The sequence below is a fragment of the Klebsiella sp. WOUb02 genome (assembly GCF_050058015.1).
In the GTDB taxonomy this organism is placed as follows: Bacteria; Pseudomonadota; Gammaproteobacteria; order Enterobacterales; family Enterobacteriaceae; genus Klebsiella.
This window is the reverse complement of the sequence record NZ_CP170110.1, coordinates 3709451-3732759: the sequence shown is the minus strand read 5'-3', so window position 1 is coordinate 3732759 and position 23309 is coordinate 3709451. Positions and strand designations below refer to the sequence as shown.

Annotated in this window: 14 protein-coding genes, 2 rRNA genes and 4 pseudogenes; 13 read left to right on the top strand and 7 right to left on the bottom strand. The window is 54.3% G+C overall.

Translation table 11 applies throughout. The annotated features are described in order from the left end of the window. Positions 1-133: 133 nt before the first annotated feature. Both ABOC21_RS25105 and rrf read left to right on the top strand, forming a co-directional pair. Positions 134-3040 (top strand): 23S ribosomal RNA (locus ABOC21_RS25105). 91 nt (positions 3041-3131) lie between these two features. Next, positions 3132-3247, top strand: a 5S ribosomal RNA gene (gene rrf, locus ABOC21_RS25100). Between the two features lie 115 nt (positions 3248-3362). On the opposite strand, the pseudogene mobB reads toward rrf, so the two are convergent. Both mobB and mobA read right to left on the bottom strand, forming a co-directional pair. Next, a pseudogene (gene mobB / locus ABOC21_RS25095) lies at positions 3363-3876 on the bottom strand (molybdopterin-guanine dinucleotide biosynthesis protein MobB). Then, positions 3873-4463 (bottom strand): molybdenum cofactor guanylyltransferase MobA, encoded by a 591-nt coding sequence (mobA, locus tag ABOC21_RS25090; protein ID WP_426813669.1) that lies wholly within the window; start codon positions 4461-4463, stop codon positions 3873-3875. Before mobA ends, mobB begins: the two are co-directional and overlap by 4 nt. 71 nt (positions 4464-4534) lie before the next feature. Between mobA and ABOC21_RS25085 the strand changes: the two genes are divergently transcribed. From ABOC21_RS25085 to dsbA, 3 genes and pseudogenes are all read left to right on the top strand, one after another. Further along, a complete protein-coding gene (locus tag ABOC21_RS25085; RefSeq protein WP_426813668.1) occupies positions 4535-4804 on the top strand; it encodes a YihD family protein in 270 nt (89 codons plus the stop codon). 75 nt (positions 4805-4879) lie between these two features. After that, a pseudogene (locus ABOC21_RS25080) lies at positions 4880-5867 on the top strand (serine/threonine protein kinase). 27 nt (positions 5868-5894) lie between these two features. Further along, positions 5895-6518, top strand: a complete 624-nt coding sequence (dsbA, locus tag ABOC21_RS25075) for a thiol:disulfide interchange protein DsbA (protein WP_426813667.1) — start codon at positions 5895-5897, stop codon at positions 6516-6518. Positions 6519-6569: 51 nt separating this feature from the next. Here dsbA and ABOC21_RS25070 read toward each other — a convergent pair whose 3' ends face one another. After that, complete coding sequence (locus ABOC21_RS25070; protein ID WP_426813666.1) at positions 6570-7469, bottom strand: acyltransferase; 900 nt, start codon at positions 7467-7469, stop codon at positions 6570-6572. A gap of 395 nt (positions 7470-7864) precedes the next feature. Between ABOC21_RS25070 and polA the strand changes: the two genes are divergently transcribed. Continuing rightward, positions 7865-10651 carry a DNA polymerase I gene (gene polA, locus ABOC21_RS25065; RefSeq protein ID WP_426813665.1) on the top strand — a complete coding sequence of 929 codons (2787 nt, stop codon included), beginning with the start codon at positions 7865-7867 and terminating at the stop codon, positions 10649-10651. Positions 10652-11023: 372 nt separating this feature from the next. Here the strand turns inward: polA and yihA are convergent. Next, positions 11024-11657 (bottom strand): annotated as a pseudogene (yihA, locus tag ABOC21_RS25060) (ribosome biogenesis GTP-binding protein YihA/YsxC). A gap of 592 nt (positions 11658-12249) precedes the next feature. Between yihA and yihI the strand changes: the two are divergent. Together yihI and hemN are read left to right on the top strand one after the other, a co-directional pair. Beyond that, a complete protein-coding gene (gene yihI, locus ABOC21_RS25055) occupies positions 12250-12759 on the top strand; it encodes a Der GTPase-activating protein YihI (RefSeq protein ID WP_426813664.1) in 510 nt (169 codons plus the stop codon). A gap of 188 nt (positions 12760-12947) precedes the next feature. Next, positions 12948-14321, top strand: coding sequence for an oxygen-independent coproporphyrinogen III oxidase (hemN, locus tag ABOC21_RS25050; protein WP_426813663.1), 1374 nt, complete (start codon positions 12948-12950; stop codon positions 14319-14321). 70 nt (positions 14322-14391) lie between these two features. Here hemN and glnG read toward each other — a convergent pair whose 3' ends face one another. The 3 genes from glnG to glnA form a co-directional block, all read right to left on the bottom strand. Continuing rightward, positions 14392-15801 (bottom strand): nitrogen regulation protein NR(I), encoded by a 1410-nt coding sequence (gene glnG, locus ABOC21_RS25045; RefSeq protein WP_426815573.1) that lies wholly within the window; start codon positions 15799-15801, stop codon positions 14392-14394. Positions 15802-15809: 8 nt separating this feature from the next. Continuing rightward, the gene (gene glnL / locus ABOC21_RS25040) at positions 15810-16859 is read right to left on the bottom strand and encodes a nitrogen regulation protein NR(II) (RefSeq protein ID WP_426813662.1); all 1050 of its coding nucleotides are present in this window, start codon (positions 16857-16859) and stop codon (positions 15810-15812) included. A 188-nt stretch (positions 16860-17047) separates the two neighbouring features. Beyond that, a complete protein-coding gene (gene glnA / locus ABOC21_RS25035; RefSeq protein ID WP_426813661.1) occupies positions 17048-18457 on the bottom strand; it encodes a glutamate--ammonia ligase in 1410 nt (469 codons plus the stop codon). A gap of 380 nt (positions 18458-18837) precedes the next feature. Here glnA and typA point away from each other — a divergent pair, with 380 nt between their 5' ends. The 5 genes and pseudogenes from typA (at position 18838) to dtd (ending at position 23298) form a co-directional block, all read left to right on the top strand. Then, positions 18838-20661, top strand: coding sequence for a ribosome-dependent GTPase TypA (gene typA, locus ABOC21_RS25030; protein ID WP_045853700.1), 1824 nt, complete (start codon positions 18838-18840; stop codon positions 20659-20661). Between the two features lie 103 nt (positions 20662-20764). After that, complete coding sequence (tnpA, locus tag ABOC21_RS25025) at positions 20765-21193, top strand: IS200/IS605 family transposase (RefSeq protein WP_426812394.1); 429 nt, start codon at positions 20765-20767, stop codon at positions 21191-21193. Positions 21194-21409: 216 nt separating this feature from the next. After that, a pseudogene (yihX, locus tag ABOC21_RS25020) lies at positions 21410-22001 on the top strand (glucose-1-phosphatase). A 2-nt stretch (positions 22002-22003) separates the two neighbouring features. Then, entirely contained in the window at positions 22004-22864 is an 861-nt protein-coding gene (locus ABOC21_RS25015) for a virulence factor BrkB family protein (RefSeq protein WP_426813660.1), read from the top strand. Then, positions 22861-23298 carry a D-aminoacyl-tRNA deacylase gene (dtd, locus tag ABOC21_RS25010; protein ID WP_426813659.1) on the top strand — a complete coding sequence of 146 codons (438 nt, stop codon included), beginning with the start codon at positions 22861-22863 and terminating at the stop codon, positions 23296-23298. The genes ABOC21_RS25015 and dtd overlap by 4 nt, the downstream gene beginning before the upstream one ends. Positions 23299-23309: the final 11 nt, after the last annotated feature.

Below are 23309 nucleotides of genomic sequence, written 5' to 3'. Positions count from 1 at the left end.
AAAGGTGCACTGCGAAGTTTTGCTCTTTAAAAATCTGGATCAAGCTGAAAATTGAAACGACACACTTTAAGTGTGTTCGAGTCTCTCAAATTTTCGCAACGCGACTGTTTTACGAAACAGCTTCGGGTTGTGAGGTTAAGCGACTAAGCGTACACGGTGGATGCCCTGGCAGTCAGAGGCGATGAAGGACGTGCTAATCTGCGATAAGCGTCGGTAAGGTGATATGAACCGTTATAACCGGCGATTTCCGAATGGGGAAACCCAGTGCAATTCGTTGCACTATCGTTAAGTGAATACATAGCTTAACGAAGCGAACCGGGGGAACTGAAACATCTAAGTACCCCGAGGAAAAGAAATCAACCGAGATTCCCCCAGTAGCGGCGAGCGAACGGGGAGCAGCCCAGAACCTGAATCAGTTTGTGTGTTAGTGGAAGCGTCTGGAAAGTCGCAGGGTACAGGGTGATACTCCCGTACACTAAAATGCACATTCTGTGAGTTCGAAGAGTAGGGCGGGACACGTGGTATCCTGTCTGAATATGGGGGGACCATCCTCCAAGGCTAAATACTCCTGACTGACCGATAGTGAACCAGTACCGTGAGGGAAAGGCGAAAAGAACCCCGGCGAGGGGAGTGAAAAAGAACCTGAAACCGTGTACGTACAAGCAGTGGGAGCACCCTTCGGGGTGTGACTGCGTACCTTTTGTATAATGGGTCAGCGACTTATATTCTGTAGCAAGGTTAACCGTATAGGGGAGCCGCAGGGAAACCGAGTCTTAACTGGGCGTTAAGTTGCAGGGTATAGACCCGAAACCCGGTGATCTAGCCATGGGCAGGTTGAAGGTTGGGTAACACTAACTGGAGGACCGAACCGACTAATGTTGAAAAATTAGCGGATGACTTGTGGCTGGGGGTGAAAGGCCAATCAAACCGGGAGATAGCTGGTTCTCCCCGAAAGCTATTTAGGTAGCGCCTCGTGAACTCATCTTCGGGGGTAGAGCACTGTTTCGGCTAGGGGGTCATCCCGACTTACCAACCCGATGCAAACTACGAATACCGAAGAATGTTATCACGGGAGACACACGGCGGGTGCTAACGTCCGTCGTGAAGAGGGAAACAACCCAGACCGCCAGCTAAGGTCCCAAAGTCATGGTTAAGTGGGAAACGATGTGGGAAGGCCCAGACAGCCAGGATGTTGGCTTAGAAGCAGCCATCATTTAAAGAAAGCGTAATAGCTCACTGGTCGAGTCGGCCTGCGCGGAAGATGTAACGGGGCTAAACCATGCACCGAAGCTGCGGCAGCGACGCTTATGCGTTGTTGGGTAGGGGAGCGTTCTGTAAGCCGTTGAAGGTGGCCTGTGAGGGTTGCTGGAGGTATCAGAAGTGCGAATGCTGACATAAGTAACGATAAAGCGGGTGAAAAGCCCGCTCGCCGGAAGACCAAGGGTTCCTGTCCAACGTTAATCGGGGCAGGGTGAGTCGACCCCTAAGGCGAGGCCGAAAGGCGTAGTCGATGGGAAACAGGTTAATATTCCTGTACTCGGTGTTACTGCGAAGGGGGGACGGAGAAGGCTATGTTAGCCGGGCGACGGTTGTCCCGGTTTAAGCATGTAGGCGGAGGCTCCAGGTAAATCCGGAACCTTTTAACGCTGAGGTGTGATGACGAGGCACTACGGTGCTGAAGTAACAAATGCCCTGCTTCCAGGAAAAGCCTCTAAGCATCAGGTAACAACGAATCGTACCCCAAACCGACACAGGTGGTCAGGTAGAGAATACCAAGGCGCTTGAGAGAACTCGGGTGAAGGAACTAGGCAAAATGGTGCCGTAACTTCGGGAGAAGGCACGCTGATGGTAAGTGAAGCGACGTGCTCGTGGAGCTGAAGTCAGTCGAAGATACCAGCTGGCTGCAACTGTTTATTAAAAACACAGCACTGTGCAAACACGAAAGTGGACGTATACGGTGTGACGCCTGCCCGGTGCCGGAAGGTTAATTGATGGGGTTATCCTTAGGGAGAAGCTCTTGATCGAAGCCCCGGTAAACGGCGGCCGTAACTATAACGGTCCTAAGGTAGCGAAATTCCTTGTCGGGTAAGTTCCGACCTGCACGAATGGCGTAATGATGGCCAGGCTGTCTCCACCCGAGACTCAGTGAAATTGAACTCGCTGTGAAGATGCAGTGTACCCGCGGCAAGACGGAAAGACCCCGTGAACCTTTACTATAGCTTGACACTGAACACTGGTCCTTGATGTGTAGGATAGGTGGGAGGCTTTGAAGCGTGGACGCCAGTCTGCGTGGAGCCATCCTTGAAATACCACCCTTTAATGGCTGGTGTTCTAACGTGGGCCCGTGATCCGGGTTGCGGACAGTGTCTGGTGGGTAGTTTGACTGGGGCGGTCTCCTCCCAAAGAGTAACGGAGGAGCACGAAGGTTAGCTAATCCTGGTCGGACATCAGGAGGTTAGTGCAATGGCATAAGCTAGCTTGACTGCGAGCGTGACGGCGCGAGCAGGTGCGAAAGCAGGTCATAGTGATCCGGTGGTTCTGAATGGAAGGGCCATCGCTCAACGGATAAAAGGTACTCCGGGGATAACAGGCTGATACCGCCCAAGAGTTCATATCGACGGCGGTGTTTGGCACCTCGATGTCGGCTCATCACATCCTGGGGCTGAAGTAGGTCCCAAGGGTACGGCTGTTCGCCGTTTAAAGTGGTACGCGAGCTGGGTTTAGAACGTCGTGAGACAGTTCGGTCCCTATCTGCCGTGGGCGCTGGAGAATTGAGGGGGGCTGCTCCTAGTACGAGAGGACCGGAGTGGACGCATCACTGGTGTTCGGGTTGTCATGCCAATGGCATTGCCCGGTAGCTAAATGCGGAAAAGATAAGTGCTGAAAGCATCTAAGCACGAAACTTGCCCCGAGATGAGTTCTCCCTGACTCCCTGAGAGTCCTGAAGGAACGTTGAAGACGACGACGTTGATAGGTCGGGTGTGTAAGCGTAGCGATACGTTGAGCTAACCGATACTAATGAACCGTGAGGCTTAACCTTACAACGCCGAAGCTGTTTTGGCGTGAGACGAATAATCAGCTTGATACAGATTAGCTGACAGGCCTTATGGCGTGTTGGCAAACAGAATTTGCCTGGCGGCACTAGCGCGGTGGTCCCACCTGACCCCATGCCGAACTCAGAAGTGAAACGCCGTAGCGCCGATGGTAGTGTGGGGTCTCCCCATGTGAGAGTAGGGAACTGCCAGGCATCAAATAAACAAAAAAACCTCATGCGCAGGCATGGGGTTTTTTTGTTGTCTGCGGTTCAGGAAAAACGGTGTATCGCAGCGCTGCGATACGATACACAATTAACCTTGCTACCATCACCCTCGTTCTTCTTCCAACCAGCGCACAATAAATGCTGCGATCTGCGGGATATCGTTTAAATCCAGGCTGCGGCAAAGACGTTGCAACCGGAGCATCGCTGGCCACGGCAATAACGTACTTATCCAGAACGAGCTCCTCAACCCGATGCCCGCCGTTTTGCCGAAAAAGCACGATCTTCGCCACCGGTTCATGCTTAAAACCCTCTACCAGCACAACGTCCAGCTTTGCGGCATCCATCCGGCTAACCAGCCACGGCAGGTCTATTTCTTCTTGATCCGGGGTTTCCGTCATCAGCGCCCAGCGCTGCGTACTGGCGACAATAGTCTGCGCGGCGCCCGCTTTGCGCAACTCATAGCTGTCTTTCCCGGGCTTATCGACATCCATATCGTGATGGGTATGCTTTATCAAACCAGGACGCAACCCCTCGGCGCATAATGCCGGGATCAGCTGCTTTAATAGGGTTGTCTTGCCGGTTCCGCTCCAGGCCGAAATGGCCAATACAGGGATCATGAAGGCTCCTGGATATCGTGAATATTCTGCAAATCAGCAAGCGTATTCATATTAATAAACGCAGACTTTACGTCACTAAAATCGACGCTATGCCCGCCAGCCTGGCGCATAAAGACCATCACCCGTCGCTCGCCGGCCGCCAGATAGGCCTCAAGCTGTGGTATCAGCCGGCGATGCATCAGGGCGATAGCGGGATGATCCCGCTCCCCGTCGTGCACCCAGACTACCGGGGCCTCTTGTTTCTGCTGCAGCAAACGTTCAACCAGAAACGGGGGAATAAACGGCGTGTCGCAGGGGCAAAATGCAAACCAGGGGCACTCTATCCGCTGCATCACCGACAGCATGCCGGCTAGCGGCCCGGGGAAATCGTTAAGGCTATCGGTATAGATGGGGTAACCCGTCGCGTGCCATCTTTCCAGGTTACGATTAGCGCTGATCGCCAGCTTTGTCACCTGCGGTTCCAGCGCATCGGTAACATAGCGCCATAGCGGTTTCCCGTTTAGCGGCTGCAGTCCTTTATCCACTCCGCCCATCCGCGTGGCTTTTCCGCCGGCCAGCACGACGCCGGTTATTGCCTCGCCTTGCATATAAATATCGCCTCTTTCATTGTGGGATTGACCCTGTTAACTTGTGCCTATCAAGAGTAAGGAGCATGACCATGAAATGTAAACGTCTGAATGAAGTTATTGAACTCCTCCAGCCGGCCTGGCAAAAAGAGCCGGAACTGAATCTGATTCAATTCCTGCAGAAACTGGCGAAAGAGGCCGGCTACAAGGGGGAACTTGCCGATCTTTCTGACGATATTCTTATTTACCATCTGAAAATGCGCGACTCTGCAAAGGAAGCCGTTATTCCGGGGATTCAGAAAGATTACGAAGAAGATTTCAAAACGGCGCTGCTGCGCGCTCGCGGCGTGATTAAAGAGTAAAAGGTTGTAAGTGCGACCGCAGAATGAGTTATGAGATGATATCCTGAACTATTCGTACGATTATCGGATGTCAGGATGCACGATAAGGCTTTCAATTTTCAGACGCTTCACCCGGATACCATCATTGATGGCCTCTTTGATCTGGGGATGCGGGTCGACTCAGGTCTTACCCCGCTAAATAGCTATGAAAACCGCGTTTACCAGTTTCAGGACGAGGATCGTCGCCGCTATGTGGTGAAGTTCTATCGTCCTGAACGTTGGTCCGCCGAACAGATCCTCGAAGAACACCAGTTTACCTTCCAGCTAGAGCAAGATGAGGTGCCCGTCGCCGCGCCGCTGCTCTTCAACGGCCGCTCGCTGCATCAGCATCAGGGCTTCTTCTTTGCCGTTTTTCCAAGCCTGGGCGGGCGCCAGTTTGAAGCGGATAATCTCGATCAGATGGAATGGGTTGGGCGTTTTCTCGGCCGCCTGCATCAAACCGGGCGCAAGCAGACTCTTTGTTGCCCGACCAGAGATCGGAATTAAGGAATATTTACTCGAGCCGCGCGCGGTCTTTGAGCACTCAACGCTGATACCGGCCGGCCTGAAGGGGCGTTTTCTTGCTGCCGCTGATAAGCTGATCGAGGCGGTCACGGCAAAGTGGGAGGGCGGCGCGAAGATCCTGCGCCTGCACGGTGACTGCCACGCCGGAAATATTCTCTGGCGCGATGGCCCGCTTTTTGTCGATTTGGATGATGCCCGCAACGGTCCCGCTATCCAGGATCTCTGGATGCTGCTGAACGGCGATAAGGCCGAGCAGCGCATGCAGCTGGAGACGATCGTTGAAGCCTATGAAGAATTCAGCCCGTTTAACACCGACGAAATTGCCCTCATCGAGCCTTTACGCGCCATGCGCTTAGTTTACTACCTTGCGTGGTTGCTCAGACGCTGGGACGATCCTGCCTTCCCGATCAACTTCCCATGGCTAACCGGGGAAGATTACTGGCGCGGGCAGACCACAACTTTTCTTGAGCAGGTGAAGGTTCTACAGGAACCCCCTCTTCAGTTAACGCCAATGTATTAATCTGATATTTCCAGGAGAGAGTTAAAAATGAAAAAAATTTGGCTGGCGCTGGCTGGTATTATTCTGGCTTTTAGCGCATCCGCTGCCCAGATAACCGACGGCAAGCAGTACATTACCCTCGAGAAGCCGGTTGCCGGAGAGCCTCAGGTGCTCGAATTCTTCTCGTTCTACTGCCCGCACTGCTATCAGTTTGAAGAAATGCTGCACGTTTCCGACAACGTGAAGAAAAAGCTGCCGGAAGGCGTCAAAATGACCAAATACCACGTGGAGTTCCTTGGCCCGCTGGGCAAAGATTTAACTCAGGCGTGGGCGGTGGCCATGGCGCTGGGCGTTGAGGATCGGATCACCACGCCAATGTTTGAAGCGGTACAGAAAACCCAAACCGTACAGACCGTTGCCGATATTCGTAAAGTCTTCGTTGACGCCGGCGTGAAAGGCGAAGATTACGATGCGGCCTGGAACAGCTTCGTGGTGAAATCGCTGGTTGCCCAGCAGGAAAAAGCGGCTGCTGACCTGCAGCTGCAGGGCGTACCGGCAATGTACGTTAATGGTAAATATCAGCTGAACCCGCAGGGGATGGATACCAGCAATATGGACGCATTTGTCGCCCAGTATGCTGATGCTGTTAAACAGCTGGTTGAGAAGAAATAAAAAAATAACGCCGGTCACTGACCGGCGTTGTTGTTTTCAGGCCCAATAAGATTACTTTTCCTGCCGTTGCAGCATTTCCGTCAGCCGGGCGTCTTTTTCTTGCCATAACTCGTTCAGCCAGCGCTGAAAGCGACGTTTAAAGTTTTTATCATTCACGTAATCACCATGCAGCTCTTCAGCGACGGGCATCAGATTAACGCGGACCACAATGCGCGTGAGGCGGCCGCAGAGCATATCGTAAAAGGGGCGCCGATTATTCTGCGGATAGCATAGCGTCACGTCCAGCAGCTTATCGAACTGACTGCCCAGCACGTTTAGCGCCATAGCAATGCCTGCCGCCTTTGGCGGCAATAAGTTGGCGTAAGGCGAACGGGTCTGGTGCTGCTTTTCCTCGGTGAAACGCGACCCTTCCACGAAGTTCACGATGGTCGTTGGATAGGCGCGGAATTTCTCGCAGGAACGACGGGTTGTTTCAACATCTTTGCCGCGGCGCTCCGGGTGGCGAATTAAATAGCCTCGCGAGTAGCGGCGCATAAAGGGCATATCCAACGCCCAGCAGGCAAGGCCGATAAAGGGCATCCAGGCTAGCTGCTGCTTGAGGAAGTATTTGTTCATCGGAATATGCTTGCGGAACAGAACGCAGAGCACCACGATATCCGCCCAGCTATGGTGATTGCTAATGAGCAGATACCAGTTCTTTTTATTCAGCCCTTCAAGACCCTGCACGTCCCACTTCAGCTTCGGATTGAGGTACAGCAGCAGCGCCAGCCCTTCACACCAGCAGTACATCATGAAATTACAAAAATGAGATATAGCCCGCCATACCGCGGGGATTGGCAGCAGCAGTTTAATCAGTCCGGCGATGATTATCGGTACGGAACAAATAATGGTGACTAAGATGGTAAGAGCGATACTCAGAGGCAGCGTTATCGCAACGAGTAATCTCGACATAGTTATTTTATTCAGAAAGTTAGGCTGATAAAGAGCGCGATTAAACAGCGCAAGAGCCTGATTTTATCAGAAAACGCAGCAAATGATGGGTCTAACGAGAATAGAAAAACAGGCGGATCTTATATCCACATGGAGCATTGAGTCATCGCTACGGTTTAAAATCAATATTCAACGTGTAATGCATTGATAAATATTAACTAATTATAATGATGCACTCTGTTATGCAAACGCTCTGACAACCGCCCTAAAATTATGCACAAACTTATCCACAGATAGCCTTGCCGCAGGATCGACCGGATCGATGAATCTTTTCGGCGAAATGTGGGAAAAATTCAGGTTTTCATGCCCGTCTGTGGCATCCTTTATCCATAATCTGATAAACAGGCACGGAAATTATGGTTCAGATCCCTGAAAACCCTCTCATCCTCGTTGACGGCTCCTCTTACCTTTACCGGGCGTACCACGCATTCCCGCCGCTGACCAATAGCGCAGGCGAGCCGACCGGCGCAATGTATGGCGTGCTGAATATGCTGCGAAGCCTGATCCTGCAGTACCAGCCCACTCATGCCGTAGTGGTGTTTGATGCCAAAGGAAAAACTTTCCGTGACGAACTGTTTGAGCACTACAAATCCCACCGCCCGCCGATGCCCGACGATCTGCGCGCGCAGATTGAGCCGCTGCACACGATGGTGAAAGCCATGGGCCTGCCGCTGATGGCGGTACCGGGCGTGGAGGCTGACGATGTGATTGGCACCCTGGCGCGTGAGGCTGAAAAAGCGGGGCGTCCGGTATTGATCAGTACCGGCGACAAGGACATGGCCCAGCTGGTCACTCCGGGTATCACCCTGATTAACACCATGACCAATACGATCCTCGGCCCGGATGAGGTGGTGACGAAGTACGGCGTTCCGCCAGAGCTGATCATCGACTTCCTCGCCCTGATGGGCGACTCCTCGGATAATATCCCAGGCGTTCCTGGCGTCGGCGAGAAAACCGCTCAGGCCCTGCTACAGGGATTAGGCGGCCTTGATACGCTGTATGCCGAAGCGGAAAAAATCGCTGGCCTGAGCTTCCGCGGCGCCAAAACGATGGCCGCGAAGCTGGAGCAGAATAAAGAGGTGGCGTACCTCTCCTACCAGCTGGCAACCATTAAAACAGACGTGGCGCTGGATCTGAGCTGCGAGGAGCTGCTGGTTGAGGAACCGGCGGCGGACGATCTGCTGGCGCTGTTCAAAAAGTATGAATTCAAGCGCTGGATAACCGACGTGGAGTCCGGCAAATGGATGCAGGTAAAAGGCGGTAAACCCGCGGCAAAACCCGCGCAGGCTGCGGTCGCTGAAGAAAAGGTTGTTGAAGCTGCGGCGACGCTATCTGCCGAAAACTACGTCACCATTCTCGATGAAGAGACGCTGACGGCGTGGATTGCGAAGCTGAAGAAAGCGCCGCTGTTTGCTTTCGATACGGAAACGGACAGCCTGGATAACATCTCTGCCAATATGGTCGGCCTGTCGTTCGCTATCGAACCCGGCGTCGCGGCCTATGTGCCGGTTGCGCATGATTATCTTGATGCGCCGGATCAGATCCCGCGCGATCGCGTGCTTGAGCTGCTCAAGCCGCTGCTGGAAGACAACAGCCTCCTCAAAGTTGGGCAAAACCTGAAGTATGACCGCGGGATTTTGGCTAACTATGACATTGAACTTCGCGGCATCGCCTTTGATACGATGCTGGAGTCCTACATCCTTGATAGCGTGGCGGGGCGCCATGACATGGACAGCCTCTCCGATCGCTGGCTGCAGCATAAAACCATCACCTTCGAAGAGATTGCCGGCAAAGGAAAGAATCAGCTGACGTTTAACCAGATTGCGCTGGAAGAAGCGGGCCGCTATGCGGCTGAAGATGCCGACGTCACCCTGCAGCTGCACCTCAAGATGTGGCCGAAGCTGCAGCAGCACGAAGGGCCGCTGCGGGTATTTAAAAACATCGAGATGCCGCTGGTTCCGGTGCTATCCCGCGTTGAGCGTAATGGGGTAAAAATCGATCCGGCGGTGCTGCACGCCCACTCTCTGGAGCTCGCTAAGCGCCTGGTTGAGCTGGAGCAGAAGGCCTATGAGATCGCCGGGGAAGAGTTCAATCTCTCCTCGCCGAAGCAGCTGCAAACGATTCTGTTTGAGAAGCAGGGCATTAAGCCGCTGAAGAAAACCCCGGGCGGCGCGCCATCGACTTCGGAAGAGGTGCTGGAAGAGCTGGCGCTGGACTATCCGCTGCCGAAGGTGATTCTTGAGTACCGCGGGCTGGCCAAGCTGAAGTCGACGTATACCGATAAGCTGCCGCTGATGATTAACCCCAAAACCGGTCGGGTCCATACTTCGTATCACCAGGCCGTCACCGCCACCGGGCGTCTCTCCTCAACGGACCCTAACCTGCAAAATATACCGGTGCGTAACGAGGAAGGGCGACGCATTCGTCAGGCGTTTATCGCGCCGCAGGATTATCTCATCGTCTCTGCCGACTACTCGCAGATTGAACTGCGCATTATGGCCCATTTATCTCGTGATAACGGCCTGCTGACCGCTTTTGCGGAGGGGAAAGATATCCACCGGGCGACGGCGGCGGAGGTATTTGGCCTGCCGCTGGAGAGCGTCAGCGCCGAGCAGCGCCGTAGCGCTAAAGCGATCAACTTTGGTTTGATCTACGGCATGAGCGCTTTCGGCCTCGCGCGCCAGCTCAATATTCCGCGTAGAGAAGCGCAGAAGTATATGGATCTCTACTTCGAGCGCTATCCGGGCGTGCTGGAGTATATGGAGCGCACCCGCGCGCAGGCGAAAGAGCAGGGATATGTTGAAACGCTGGACGGTCGTCGGCTCTATCTTCCGGACATCAAATCCAGCAACGGCGCGCGTCGCGCCGGCGCCGAGCGAGCGGCAATCAACGCGCCAATGCAGGGTACGGCGGCGGATATCATTAAACGGGCGATGATTGCCGTTGATGAGTGGCTGCTGGCCGAGAAGCCGCGGGTGCGGATGATCATGCAGGTGCACGATGAACTGGTCTTTGAAGTGCATAAAGACGATCTCGATAGCGTGGCGAAAAAGGTCCATGAATTAATGGAAAACAGCACTACGCTGGCGGTTCCGCTGCTGGTGGAAGTCGGCAGCGGAGAAAACTGGGATCAAGCGCACTAAGTGTTTCGTGGAGAGAGCCTTTTTCTGTAAGTAAGCAACATAACTTATAGCGTTTTGTGACGATCATTCGAATTTGCTATGTAAAGAGTGAAAAAAAACTACAAAAAGTGCTTTCTCCCTAACTGAAAGAAGAGTAGAGTTAGTGACGTAGGGTACAGAGGTAAGATGTTCTATCTTTCAGACCTTTTACTTCACGTAATCGGATTTGGCTGAATATTTTAGCCGCCCCGGTCATTTATGACCGGGGCGTTTTTTATTGCGCGAAAGAAAAGTTTTTCTCGACCGGTTCTCGAGCGGGATGGTGGGAGTTGGCCTGATTTTGTCGCCCGAATAAGGCGCTACGCGCCGTTATCCGGGGGAGCCTGGCGAAGATTACTCTCCGTCTTCGATCTCTTCCTGAGGCGGGATTTCGTTAAACCAGCTATCGAGCTTCTGCCGCAGCTTATCGACGCCTGATTTCTTCAGCGAAGAAAACGCCTCAACCTGCACATCGCCGTTAAAGGCGAGTACCGCCTCACGCACCATATTGAGCTGCGCTTTGCGGGCTCCGCTGGCCAGCTTATCGGACTTAGTGAGCAGCACCAGCACCTGGATATCGCTTTCTACGGCCCATTCGATCATCTGCTGGTCGAGGTCTTTAAGCGGATGGCGGATATCCATCAAAACCACCAGCCCTTTCAGGCACAGGCGTTTTTCGAGGTATTCACCCAGCGCCCGCTGCCATTTGATCTTCATCTCCTCAGGGACCTGAGCGTAGCCGTAGCCTGGTAAATCGACCAGACGTTTGCCGTCGGCAACTTCGAACAGGTTAATCAGACTGGGTACGCCCCGGCGTTTTTGAGGTACGCGCCAGGCTTTTCTGATTCGTCAGCGTATTCAGGGCGCTGGATTTCCCTGCATTTGAGCGGCCGGCAAACGCCACTTCGATTCCGGTATCGGAAGGAAGATGGCGGATATCCGGTGCGCTGGTGACAAAATGCGTCTGTTGATAATTCCAGTTGGTCAAGACTGTCGTCTCCGTTAAATAAGGCTATGGCGGGGATTATACCTGAACAGCAGAAAAAGACTGTTTTTACCGCATCTCGCAAATTAAGGCCGCTGTAGGTAAAAACCATGCAATTTGTGAGACATTGACCATTCGTGGTATACGAAATCCGTGAGAAAGAGTCGCGGGATAATAGATAAAATAAATATATATCAATTAGTTACTCGTTGAGGAAAATTCTGAAAAACGCTTTTTTGTACGGCAGTTGGTTGTGGGTTTCCTTTAACCCGGTAAAGTAGTGTTCAAGGCGAGGATGCCAGCGGGAACAGGGCTCAGGATGAGCGGTCAGGGAGCGCCAGGAGGCGAAGACCAGGGATAGTCAGGATGACGGGCGTCTGGAGACGTTTTCAAAGGGAAAGGGATGTAACAAGGAATGTTTAGCTAAGGGAAAGACAGGGTTTGTCGTTAGCTAACATGGAAAGTGGAAACCCTTTAAGGGTTGTTCGTGAGGAAAAAGGCGACAGAGTAATCTGTCGCCTTTTTTCTTTGCTTGCTTTCTGCTAGATTCCGCCTCAATTCTATACTGAAGAAAACGATCTGAAGATTACACACCATGAAAAAACCGACAGCTGTATCCCGTGGTAAAACACAGCGTAAGACGCGTGAAGAAGTGAATCAGGAATCTCGCGATCGCAAGCGTCAGAAGAAGCATCGCGGTCATACGGCAGGAAGTCGCGCCACTGGCGGAGAAGCCGCTTCTTCGCCAGGCAAAAAAGCAGGTCAGCAGCAAGATCCGCGTATTGGTAGTAAAAAACCGATTCCGCTGGGCGTGACCGAGAGCACCCCGGCTATTAAGCAGCACAAACCGAAGAGCGAGAAACCTATGCTTTCACCGCAGGCTGAGCTGGATTTGCTGGAAAACGATGAGCGCCTGGACGCGCTGCTGGAACGTCTGGAAGAGGGTGGTTCCCTGAATGCTGAAGAGCAGACCTGGGTTGATGCCAAACTCGATCGTATTGATGAGCTTATGCAGCAGCTCGGCCTCTCCTACGACGACGACGAAGATGAGGAAGAAGAAGAGCGTAAGGAAGATATGATGCGCCTGCTGAAGGGTGGAAACTAACGTTTGCACTCGATCGGATTTCCGGTCCTGCTTATAACCCTTCTGGTTATGTGTTATCTGCTGTGGTTATTCGCTAAACTACGACGGTTGTCGCGGCGTCAGAAATGGCTGCGCAACCGGCTCATTACCCGAAGTGCGGTTGGGCCGGAGCGGCGTACCCGCCGGCGGCACCATCGGAAGGAGTGAGCATGTCTGTGCAGTTAATCGACTGGGATCTGGCCCTGATCCAAAAATATAACTATTCCGGGCCGCGTTATACCTCGTACCCCACCGCGCTGGAGTTTTCTCCCGAATTTGGCGCCGCTGAGTTCGACGAGGCGGTGGCCCGCTATCCGCAGCGCCCGCTATCGCTGTACGTGCATATCCCGTTTTGCCATAAGCTCTGCTATTTCTGCGGCTGTAATAAAATTGTGACCCGCCAGCAGCATAAGGCCGACCAGTATCTGGACGTGCTTGAGCAGGAAATTATTCATCGGGCTCCGCTTTTTACCGGGCGCCAGGTGCGCCAGCTGCACTGGGGGGGCGGAACGCCAACCTATCTGAATAAAGAGCAAATCAGCCGGCTGATGAATTTGCTGCGCGGCCACTTCAATTTTATTGCCGATGCCGAGATTTCAATTGAAGTCGATCCGCGGGAAATTGAGCTGGACGTGCTGGACCACCTGCGCGCTGAGGGCTTTAATCGCCTGAGCATGGGCGTGCAGGACTTCAATAAAGAGGTGCAGCGCCTGGTGAACCGCGAGCAGGATGAGGAGTTTATCTTTGCCCTGCTCAACCACGCGCGTGAGATTGGCTTTACCTCTACCAATATTGATCTGATTTATGGTCTGCCGAAGCAAACGCCGGAAAGTTTTGCCTTTACGCTGCAGAAGGTGGCCGAACTCAACCCCGATCGCCTGAGCGTATTCAACTATGCGCATCTGCCCACGCTCTTTGCCGCGCAGCGTAAAATCAAAGAAGCTGACCTGCCAACGGCGGAACAGAAGCTGGATATCCTGCAGGAGACGATTGGCTCCCTTACCGATGCCGGCTACCAGTTTATTGGTATGGATCATTTTGCGCGCCCGGACGACGAGCTGGCGATTGCTCAACGTGAAGGCGTCCTGCATCGCAACTTCCAGGGCTACACCACGCAGGGCGACACCGACCTGCTGGGAATGGGCGTTTCCGCAATCAGCATGATCGGCGACTGCTACGCGCAGAACCAGAAAGAGCTGAAGCAGTACTATCAGCAGGTTGATGACATCGGGAACGGCCTGTGGCGCGGTATTGCGCTGACCCGCGATGACTGCATTCGCCGGGACGTCATCAAATCGCTGATCTGCAATTTCCGTCTCGATTTTGCTACCGTCACCGCCCAATGGGATATCGATTGTCAGCACTATTTTGCTGAAGACCTGCAGCTGCTCGCGCCGCTGGCGAAAGATGGGCTGGTGGACGTCGATGAAAAGGGGATTGAGGTGACGCCGAAAGGCCGGCTGCTGATCCGCAACGTCTGCATGTGCTTTGATACCTATCTGCGCCAGAAAGCGCGGATGCAGCAGTTCTCACGGGTGATTTAAGCGAAGCCCCGGCGGCGCATAGCCAGCCGGGGCGATAAAGCGGCTGGCCGCTCGGCCAGCGCGAACCGCGTTATTCCATTCCCAGCTCTTTCAGCTTGCGGGTAAGGGTGTTGCGTCCCCATCCCAGCAGGCGCGCGGCCTCCTGCTTGTGCCCCTGGGTATGGCGCAGGGCGGTGGTCAGCAGCGTCCGCTCCATTTCCGGCTGAGCCTCAGAGAGCAGGTTTTGATGACCGGATCGCAGGGCGCGATCGGCCCACTGTCCCAGCAGCGTCGCCCAGCTATCCGGCTGTATATGCGTTGGGCTGTCCGGCACCGAGGTTTCAAACAGCTCGCCGGGGAGATCCTGGGTCAGAACTTCCTGACCGGCGGCCATCACCGTCAGCCAGCGGCAGGTATTTTCGAGCTGGCGCACGTTACCGGGCCAGGCCAGGCGGGTGAGCGCCGTTTCCGTTTCCGGGTGCAGCAGCTTCGCCTCAACGCCGAGTTCACGCGCCGCAACCTGCAGGAAGTGGCGCGCCAGGCGTGGAATATCCTCCCGACGCTCGCGCAGCGGCGGCAGATGGACGCGAATCACGTTCAGACGGTGGAACAGGTCCTCACGGAATTTTCCCTCCTGAACGCGCTGTTCGAGGTTTTGGTGGGTCGCGGCGATAATCCTGACGTCCACCTTCACCGGCGCATAGCCGCCAACGCGATAGAACTGACCGTCGGCCAGCACGCGCAGCAGGCGCGTCTGCACGTCCAGCGGCATGTCGCCAATTTCATCGAGAAACAGCGTGCCGCCATCGGCCTGCTCAAAGCGGCCCTGGCGCACGGTATTGGCGCCGGTAAACGCCCCTTTCTCGTGACCGAACAGCTCGGACTCAATCAAATCTTTTGGGATCGCGGCCATATTCAGCGCGATAAACGGCGCCTTTGCCCGCGGGCTGTGGCGGTGCAGAGCGTGGGCGACCAGCTCCTTACCGGTACCGGATTCACCGTTGATCAGCACGCTAATGGAAGATCGCGACAGGCGGCCGATAATGCGAAAGACGTCCTGCATCGCCGGCGCTTCGCCGATGATATCGGCCGTCGGACTGTTTATCGGCGCATTTCGCGGCTGCTGCTGCTCCTGATAGTGGCTGATGGCGCGGTCAACCAGCGCCACGGCTTCGTCAATATCAAACGGTTTCGGCAGATAATCAAAGGCGCCCTGCTGGTAGGCGCTTACTGCGGCATCCAGATCCGAATGCGCGGTCATTATGATGACCGGAAGCATCGGATGGCGCTGCTTAATTTGTTTCAGCAGCGCGAGCCCATCCATCCCCGGCATCCGAATATCAGACAGCAGTACATCCGGGGTTTTGGTGGTCAGTGCATCAAGCACCTCGTTGCCGCTTTCAAACGTTGTACAACTCAAGCCTGCCCCGGTGAGCGCGCGTTCAAGCACCCAACGGATGGAGCTATCGTCATCAACGATCCAGGCTATCCCTCGTTGCATAAACACCTCTACTTCCGAATAGGCAGGAACACCGAGAATTCGGTATGCCCTGGCCAACTGGTAAATTCAATTTTGCCGGAGTGTCGATCGATGAGACTGCGGGCAATGGAAAGCCCCAGACCGGTACCGCCTTCGCGACCGCTAACCATGGGATAAAAAAGCGTATCCTGTAAATGGGACGGAATTCCCGGGCCGTCGTCTTCAACGTCGATGCGCGCGGCGAGACGGTAGCGCTCGCCATGCAGCGTCAGCTGAAAGGCGGTACGGGTGCGCAAAATTATCTCCCCGCCCTCTGGCCCCAGCGCCTGCAGCGCATTGCGCACGATATTCAGCAGGACCTGTTCGATTTGGTCCGGGTCGTGCGCCAGCTCCGGCAGGCTAGGGTCGTAATCACGGGTAAGCTTGACGTTATCCGGCAGCTCCATCGAAACCAGCTTCACCACCCGCTCAGCGACTTTATGGATGCTTTCGGTAACGTGCATTCCGGGATGCTGCGGTCCCAGCAGGCGATCGACCAGGTTTCTCAGGCGGTCGGCCTGCTCAATGATGACGTTGGTGTATTCCACCAGCGCCGGCTCGGGTAACGCCTTGCTCAGCAGCTGCGCTGCGCCCCGCAGGCCGCCCAGAGGGTTCTTAATCTCGTGGGCCAGGCCGCGGACTAAATCACGCGCCGCAATTTGCTGCGCGTGCTGCAGCTGCTCCTGGCTCAAACGCCGCTGGTTATCCATTGGCGCCATCTCCAGCAGGATTTGCCCTTCAGGCAGGCGCTGGGCGGTTAAGGACAGGATATGCGAGCGGCCATCGATCACCAGGGTGACTTCGTTATCGGTAAAGCCCTGGCCCGCCTGCAGACTCTCCTGCATCAGACCGATATTCAGCGAAAAGTAGCTCAACAGCTCGGGGAGTGGCGTGCCGTATAGCTTACGTGAACTTTGCGCCAGCAGCTGCTGCGCCGCCGGGTTCGCGTAATGCACCGCCAGGTCGTCATCGACCAATAAGATGCTGTTGATTAAAGAGTTAAGGATCTGCCCAGCATCGGGCTGAGTGCCTGTTGCCATCTGACAGTCTCCTGAAAAAGAGTGCACTATTTTAGTGCAGTATAGCTTTTTATAAGTAAAAAGCGCATAAGATCAGCATGTTGGTGGAGAAAAAAGCCCATCCTGAGATGGGCTGAAAGTTTCCACGGCAACAAAATATCCCTGGTACCCCACGCCACAACACGGAATACCGAGGATTTACAGCAAAATTAAACGCTGTAGTACAGCTCGAACTCTACCGGGTGCGGAGTCATACGTACGCGGTCGTTCTCTTCGGTACGCAGGGCGATGTAGGCATCGATAGCGTCGTTGGTGAATACGCCGCCTGCGGTCAGGAACTCACGGTCCGCGTCCAGCGCGTTCAGTGCTTCTTCCAGAGAGCCGGCAACCTGTGGGATCTCTTTCGCTTCTTCCGGCGGCAGGTCATACAGGTTTTTGTCCATCGGTTCGCCCGGATGGATTTTGTTCTTGATACCGTCAAGACCAGCCATCAGCAGCGCTGCGAAGCACAGGTACGGGTTGGCAGCCGGATCCGGGAAGCGCACTTCGATACGACGCGCTTTCGGAGAGGTGACCACCGGAATACGGATAGAGGCGGAACGGTTACGCGCAGAGTAGGCCAGCATAACCGGTGCTTCGTAACCCGGGACCAGACGCTTGTAGGAGTTGGTGGTCGGGTTAGCCAGGGCGTTAATTGCTTTAGCGTGTTTGATGACGCCGCCGATGTAGAACAGCGCTTGCTCAGACAGGCCCGCATATTTGTCGCCAGAGAACAGGTTTACGCCGTTCTTGGACAGGGACATGTGGCAATGCATACCGGAACCGTTATCGCCAAACATTGGTTTTGGCATAAAGGTCGCTGTTTTACCGAAGCGGTGAGCAACGTTGTGCACAACGTATTTGTAGATCTGAATTTCGTCCGCTTTTTTGGTCATGGTGTTGAAGCGGGTCGCGATTTCGTTCTGACCAGCAGTCGCAACTTCGTGGTGGTGAGCTTCAACAACCAGGCCCATCTCTTCCAGGATCATACACATGGTAGAGCGGATGTCCTGAGAGGAGTCAACCGGCGGAACCGGGAAGTAACCGCCTTTCACGCCCGGACGGTGACCTTTGTTGCCGCCTTCGTATTTGGTGGCGGAGTTCCATGCACCTTCGATATCGTCGATAGCCACGTGGGAACCGGAGATAGAAGCGCCAAAGCGGACGTCATCGAACAGGAAGAACTCTGGCTCTGGCCCGAAGAGGACGGTGTCTGCCAGGCCGGTAGAACGCAGGTACTCTTCAGCGCGTTTCGCGATGGAGCGCGGGTCACGATCGTAGCCCTGCAGGGTGCCTGGTTCCAGGATATCGCAGCGAATGATCAGCGTCGGTTCTTCATAGAACGGGTCGATCAGCGCGGTGGTCGCATCCGGCATCAGAACCATGTCAGATTCGTTAATACCTTTCCAGCCACCAATCGAGGAGCCATCAAACATTTTGCCTTCTTCGAAGAATTCGGCATTAACCTGATGAGAAGGAATTGTGACGTGCTGTTCTTTACCTTTGGTATCGGTGAAGCGCAGATCGACAAACTTCACTTCGTGCTCGTTCAGCATCGTCAAAACGTGTTCAGCGGACATACTTAAACTCTCCCGGATTGGTCATTGTCGTCGTGGTAACGAAAACTTTTTTTACTACTTAAAGTGGCGTTGTTGCCTTAAAATAGATAAAGCGAAATCTGTGCCAACTTTTAAATTCTATGTAAAACGCTGTATCATGCGCACCATAGTGCAAAAGAACTGCACCATGATGGGAATAATGCACCAAAATAGTGCCTCAATGTGAACGTTGGGCACTATTTTGGTGCAATTTTTATTGCGGTGCCCTTTTATCGCTCCGTGAAAGCGATCACAAAGAAACTCTGCAATACTTGTTTGCGGAGGATGTTTGTGATCCTGTTCAGTCCTTCGCTTATTACGTGTACAATAACGCGCTATTTCTAATGCCTGAGGCAAAGTTTGTGATCGAAAATCTGCGTAACATCGCCATCATCGCGCACGTTGACCATGGTAAAACTACCCTGGTTGACAAGCTGCTCCAGCAATCCGGTACGTTCGATGCACGTGCCGAAACACAAGAGCGTGTGATGGACTCCAACGATTTGGAGAAAGAGCGTGGGATTACCATCCTCGCGAAAAACACCGCAATCAAATGGAATGATTACCGTATCAACATCGTTGATACCCCTGGGCACGCCGACTTCGGAGGTGAAGTTGAGCGTGTTATGTCCATGGTCGATTCCGTGCTGCTGGTGGTTGATGCCTTTGACGGCCCAATGCCGCAAACGCGCTTCGTCACCAAAAAAGCTTTTGCCCACGGCCTGAAGCCGATCGTGGTCATCAACAAGGTTGACCGTCCGGGCGCGCGCCCTGACTGGGTTGTCGATCAGGTCTTCGATCTGTTCGTAAACCTCGACGCCACCGATGAGCAGCTGGATTTCCCGATCGTTTATGCCTCTGCGCTGAACGGTATCGCGGGTCTGGACCACGAAGATATGGCGGAAGACATGACTCCGCTGTATCAGGCGATCGTTGACCACGTTCCGGCACCGAACGTCGATCTGGACGGTACGCTGCAGATGCAGATCTCCCAGCTGGACTACAACAACTATGTTGGCGTTATCGGCATCGGCCGCATCAAACGCGGCAAAGTGAAGCCGAACCAGCAGGTCACTATCATCGATAGCGAAGGCAAAACTCGTAACGGTAAAGTCGGTAAAGTGCTGACCCATCTGGGTCTGGAACGTATCGACAGCGACATCGCCGAAGCGGGCGATATTATCGCGATCACCGGCCTGGGCGAGCTGAACATCTCCGACACCATCTGCGATCCGCAGAATGTTGAAGCGCTGCCGGCGCTGTCCGTTGATGAGCCGACCGTTACCATGTTCTTCAACGTCAACACCTCTCCGTTCTGCGGTAAAGAAGGGAAGTATGTGACCTCTCGTCAGATTCTCGACCGTCTGAACAAAGAGCTGGTCCACAACGTGGCGCTGCGCGTTGAAGAAACCGAAGACGCTGACGCATTCCGCGTTTCCGGCCGCGGCGAGCTGCACCTGTCCGTACTGATTGAAAATATGCGTCGTGAAGGTTTCGAGATGGCGGTTTCCCGTCCGAAAGTTATCTTCCGCGAAATCGACGGCCGCAAGCAAGAGCCGTTCGAAAACGTCACCCTGGACGTTGAAGAGCAGCATCAGGGTTCCGTGATGCAGGCGCTGGGCGAGCGTAAAGGCGACCTGAAAAACATGAATCCAGACGGTAAAGGCCGCGTACGTCTTGACTACGTGATCCCAAGCCGTGGCCTGATCGGCTTCCGTTCTGAGTTCATGACCATGACTTCCGGTACCGGTCTGCTGTACTCCACCTTCAGCCACTACGATGACGTTCGTCCGGGTGAAGTTGGCCAGCGTAACAACGGCGTACTGATCTCCAACGGTCAGGGTAAAGCGGTTGCTTTCGCCCTGTTCAGCCTGCAGGACCGCGGTAAGCTGTTCCTGGGTCACGGTGCAGAAGTGTACGAAGGCCAGATCATCGGTATTCACAGTCGTTCTAACGACCTGACCGTAAACTGCCTGACCGGTAAGAAACTGACCAACATGCGTGCGTCCGGTACTGACGAAGCCACGGTTCTGGTTCCGCCGATCAAGATGACCCTGGAGCAGGCTCTGGAGTTCATCGATGACGACGAACTGGTAGAAGTGACTCCGCAGTCTATCCGTATCCGTAAACGTCACCTGACCGAGAACGATCGTAAACGCGCTATGCGCGGTGCGAAAGAAGACTAATTAAATCCGGTAAACCCCCGGCTTTGCCGGGGGACTCCGAAAGGTTTGACCTTTAAGTCAGTCGCGCGAATCTGAAATCTCCGCCAAGAGATGAGGATTCGTGATGAGAGACTATCAGAGCTTAAGCCATACGAAATGGGACTGTAAATATCACGTGGTTTATATCCCTAAACGCCGGAAGCAGCGGTTATATGGTGCGCTGCGGCATGAGTTGGGAAAAATATTCCACGAGCTTGCGAGCCAGAAGGGCTGTCAGATTCTGGAGGGGCATCTGATGCGCGATCATGTCCACATGTGCATCAGCATACCGCCAAAGTACTCGGTATCGACAGTAGTCGGCTATCTGAAGGGAAAAAGTGCGATAGCGATAGCACGACACTTCGGCAGAGGTAAAAACTTCACCGGTGAAGTTTTCTGGGCTCGAGGTTATTTCGTTTCAACCGTTGGTTTGGATGAAGCCACGGTCAGGGCGTACATACGCAACCAGGAGAGAGAAGACGAACGATACGATCAAATGAAACTGAACGTATAGCAGCCGCCCTGGGCGGCTCATGGTTTGTCGGCGCCTTTGAGGCGCTCACCCTAAAGCCTCCGGCTCTGCCGGAGGATACTTACTCTCGCCGTCCGTTGATACCTAAACCCCGCCTTAATGGCGGGGTTTCTTTTTGGGTTTCAAAGCACCCGTCTCATAGTCAAACCCCGCCTTTCCCGCTACAGTTAATTTTCCACGGTGCAAAAGGAGAGGGCCATGCTCTATATCTTTGATTTAGGTAATGTGATTGTCGACATCGACTTCAACCGGGTACTCGGGACGTGGAGTGATTTAAGCCGCATTCCGCTTGCGACGCTGAAGCAGCACTTCACCATGGGTGAGGCGTTTCGCCAGCACGAGCGCGGTGAAATCAGCGACGAAGCCTTCGCTGAAGCGATGTGCCATGAGATGAATATGGCGCTGAGCTATGAGCAGTTTTCTCACGGCTGGCAGGCCGTATTTGTGGCTCTTCGCCCGGAGGTCATTGCGATTATGCAGCAGACTGCGCGAGCAGGGGCATCGCGTGGTCGTACTGTCGAACACTAACCGCCTGCACACCACTTTCTGGCCGGATGAATACCCCGAGGTGCGCGCCGCGGCCGACCGTATCTATCTTTCGCAGGAGATGGGGATGCGCAAGCCCGAGGAGCGGATCTACCAACGCGTCCTGCAGGAAGAGGGTTTTTCCGCCGCCGATACGGTCTTCTTTGACGATAACGCCGAAAATATCGCGGGTGCGAACCGGCTGGGAATAACCAGCATTTTGGTGACCGGAAAGGAGACCATCCCTGACTACTTTGCGCAATGATTATGTTAAAAACCGTTCATCAAAAAGCGAAGCATCGCTGCCGGCCGCTGCTGGCCTGGCTAAAGCTGCTGTGGCGCCGGATTGATGAAGACAATATGACGACGCTGGCGGGAAATCTTGCCTATGTGTCGTTGCTCGCGCTGGTGCCGCTGGTTGCCGTAATATTTGCGCTTTTCTCCGCCTTTCCCATGTTTTCCGAAGTGAGCGGGCAGATACGCCACTTTATCTTTGCCAACTTTATCCCGGCGACGGGGGATGTCATTCAGCGCTATATCGAGCAGTTTGTCGCGAACTCCAGCCGAATGACGGCGGTGGGCGCCTGCGGGCTGATCGTGACCTCGCTGCTGCTGATGTATTCGATCGATAGCGCGCTGAATACCATATGGCGCAGCGCGCGCGCCCGGCCAAAAATCTACTCTTTTGCAGTCTACTGGATGATCCTGACCCTCGGACCTTTACTGGCGGGGGCAAGTCTGGCGATCAGCTCATACCTGCTGTCGCTGCGCTGGGCCAGCGATCTCAACAGCGTCATTGATGACGTGCTGCGCATCTTCCCGCTGATTCTATCGTGGGCGGCGTTTTGGCTGCTTTACAGCATTGTCCCGACGACGCAGGTGCGAAACCGCGACGCGGTGATCGGATCGCTGGTGGCCGCGCTGCTGTTTGAGGCCGGTAAAAAAGCGTTTGCCCTGTATATTACCGCCTTTCCGTCGTATCAGCTGATTTATGGCGTGATAGCCGTCGTGCCCATTTTGTTTGTTTGGGTCTACTGGACGTGGTGTATCGTCTTGCTTGGGGCCGAAATTACTGTCACTCTCGGGGAATACCGCAAACTAAAAAAAGAAGAAACAGAACAACCATGATTGCATTAATTCAACGCGTATCCCGTGCCAGCGTTACCGTGGAGGGCGAGGTGACGGGCGAAATCGGCCCGGGACTTCTGGTGCTGCTGGGGGTCGAGAAAGACGACGATGAGCAGAAGGCGAACCGCCTCTGCGAACGCGTGCTGGGCTACCGCATCTTTAGCGATGCGGAAGGCAAAATGAACCTCAACGTCCGGCAGGCCGGCGGCAGCGTGCTGGTGGTCTCCCAGTTTACGCTGGCTGCGGATACCGAGCGCGGCATGCGTCCGGGCTTCTCGAAAGGCGCCGCGCCCGACGCCGCTGAGGCGCTGTATGACTATTTCGTCGCGCGCTGTCGCCAGCAGGAAATGAACACGCGGACCGGGAGATTCGCTGCGGATATGCAGGTCTCGCTGGTTAATGATGGCCCTGTCACCTTCTGGTTACAGGTATGAGTCAGCTTCCG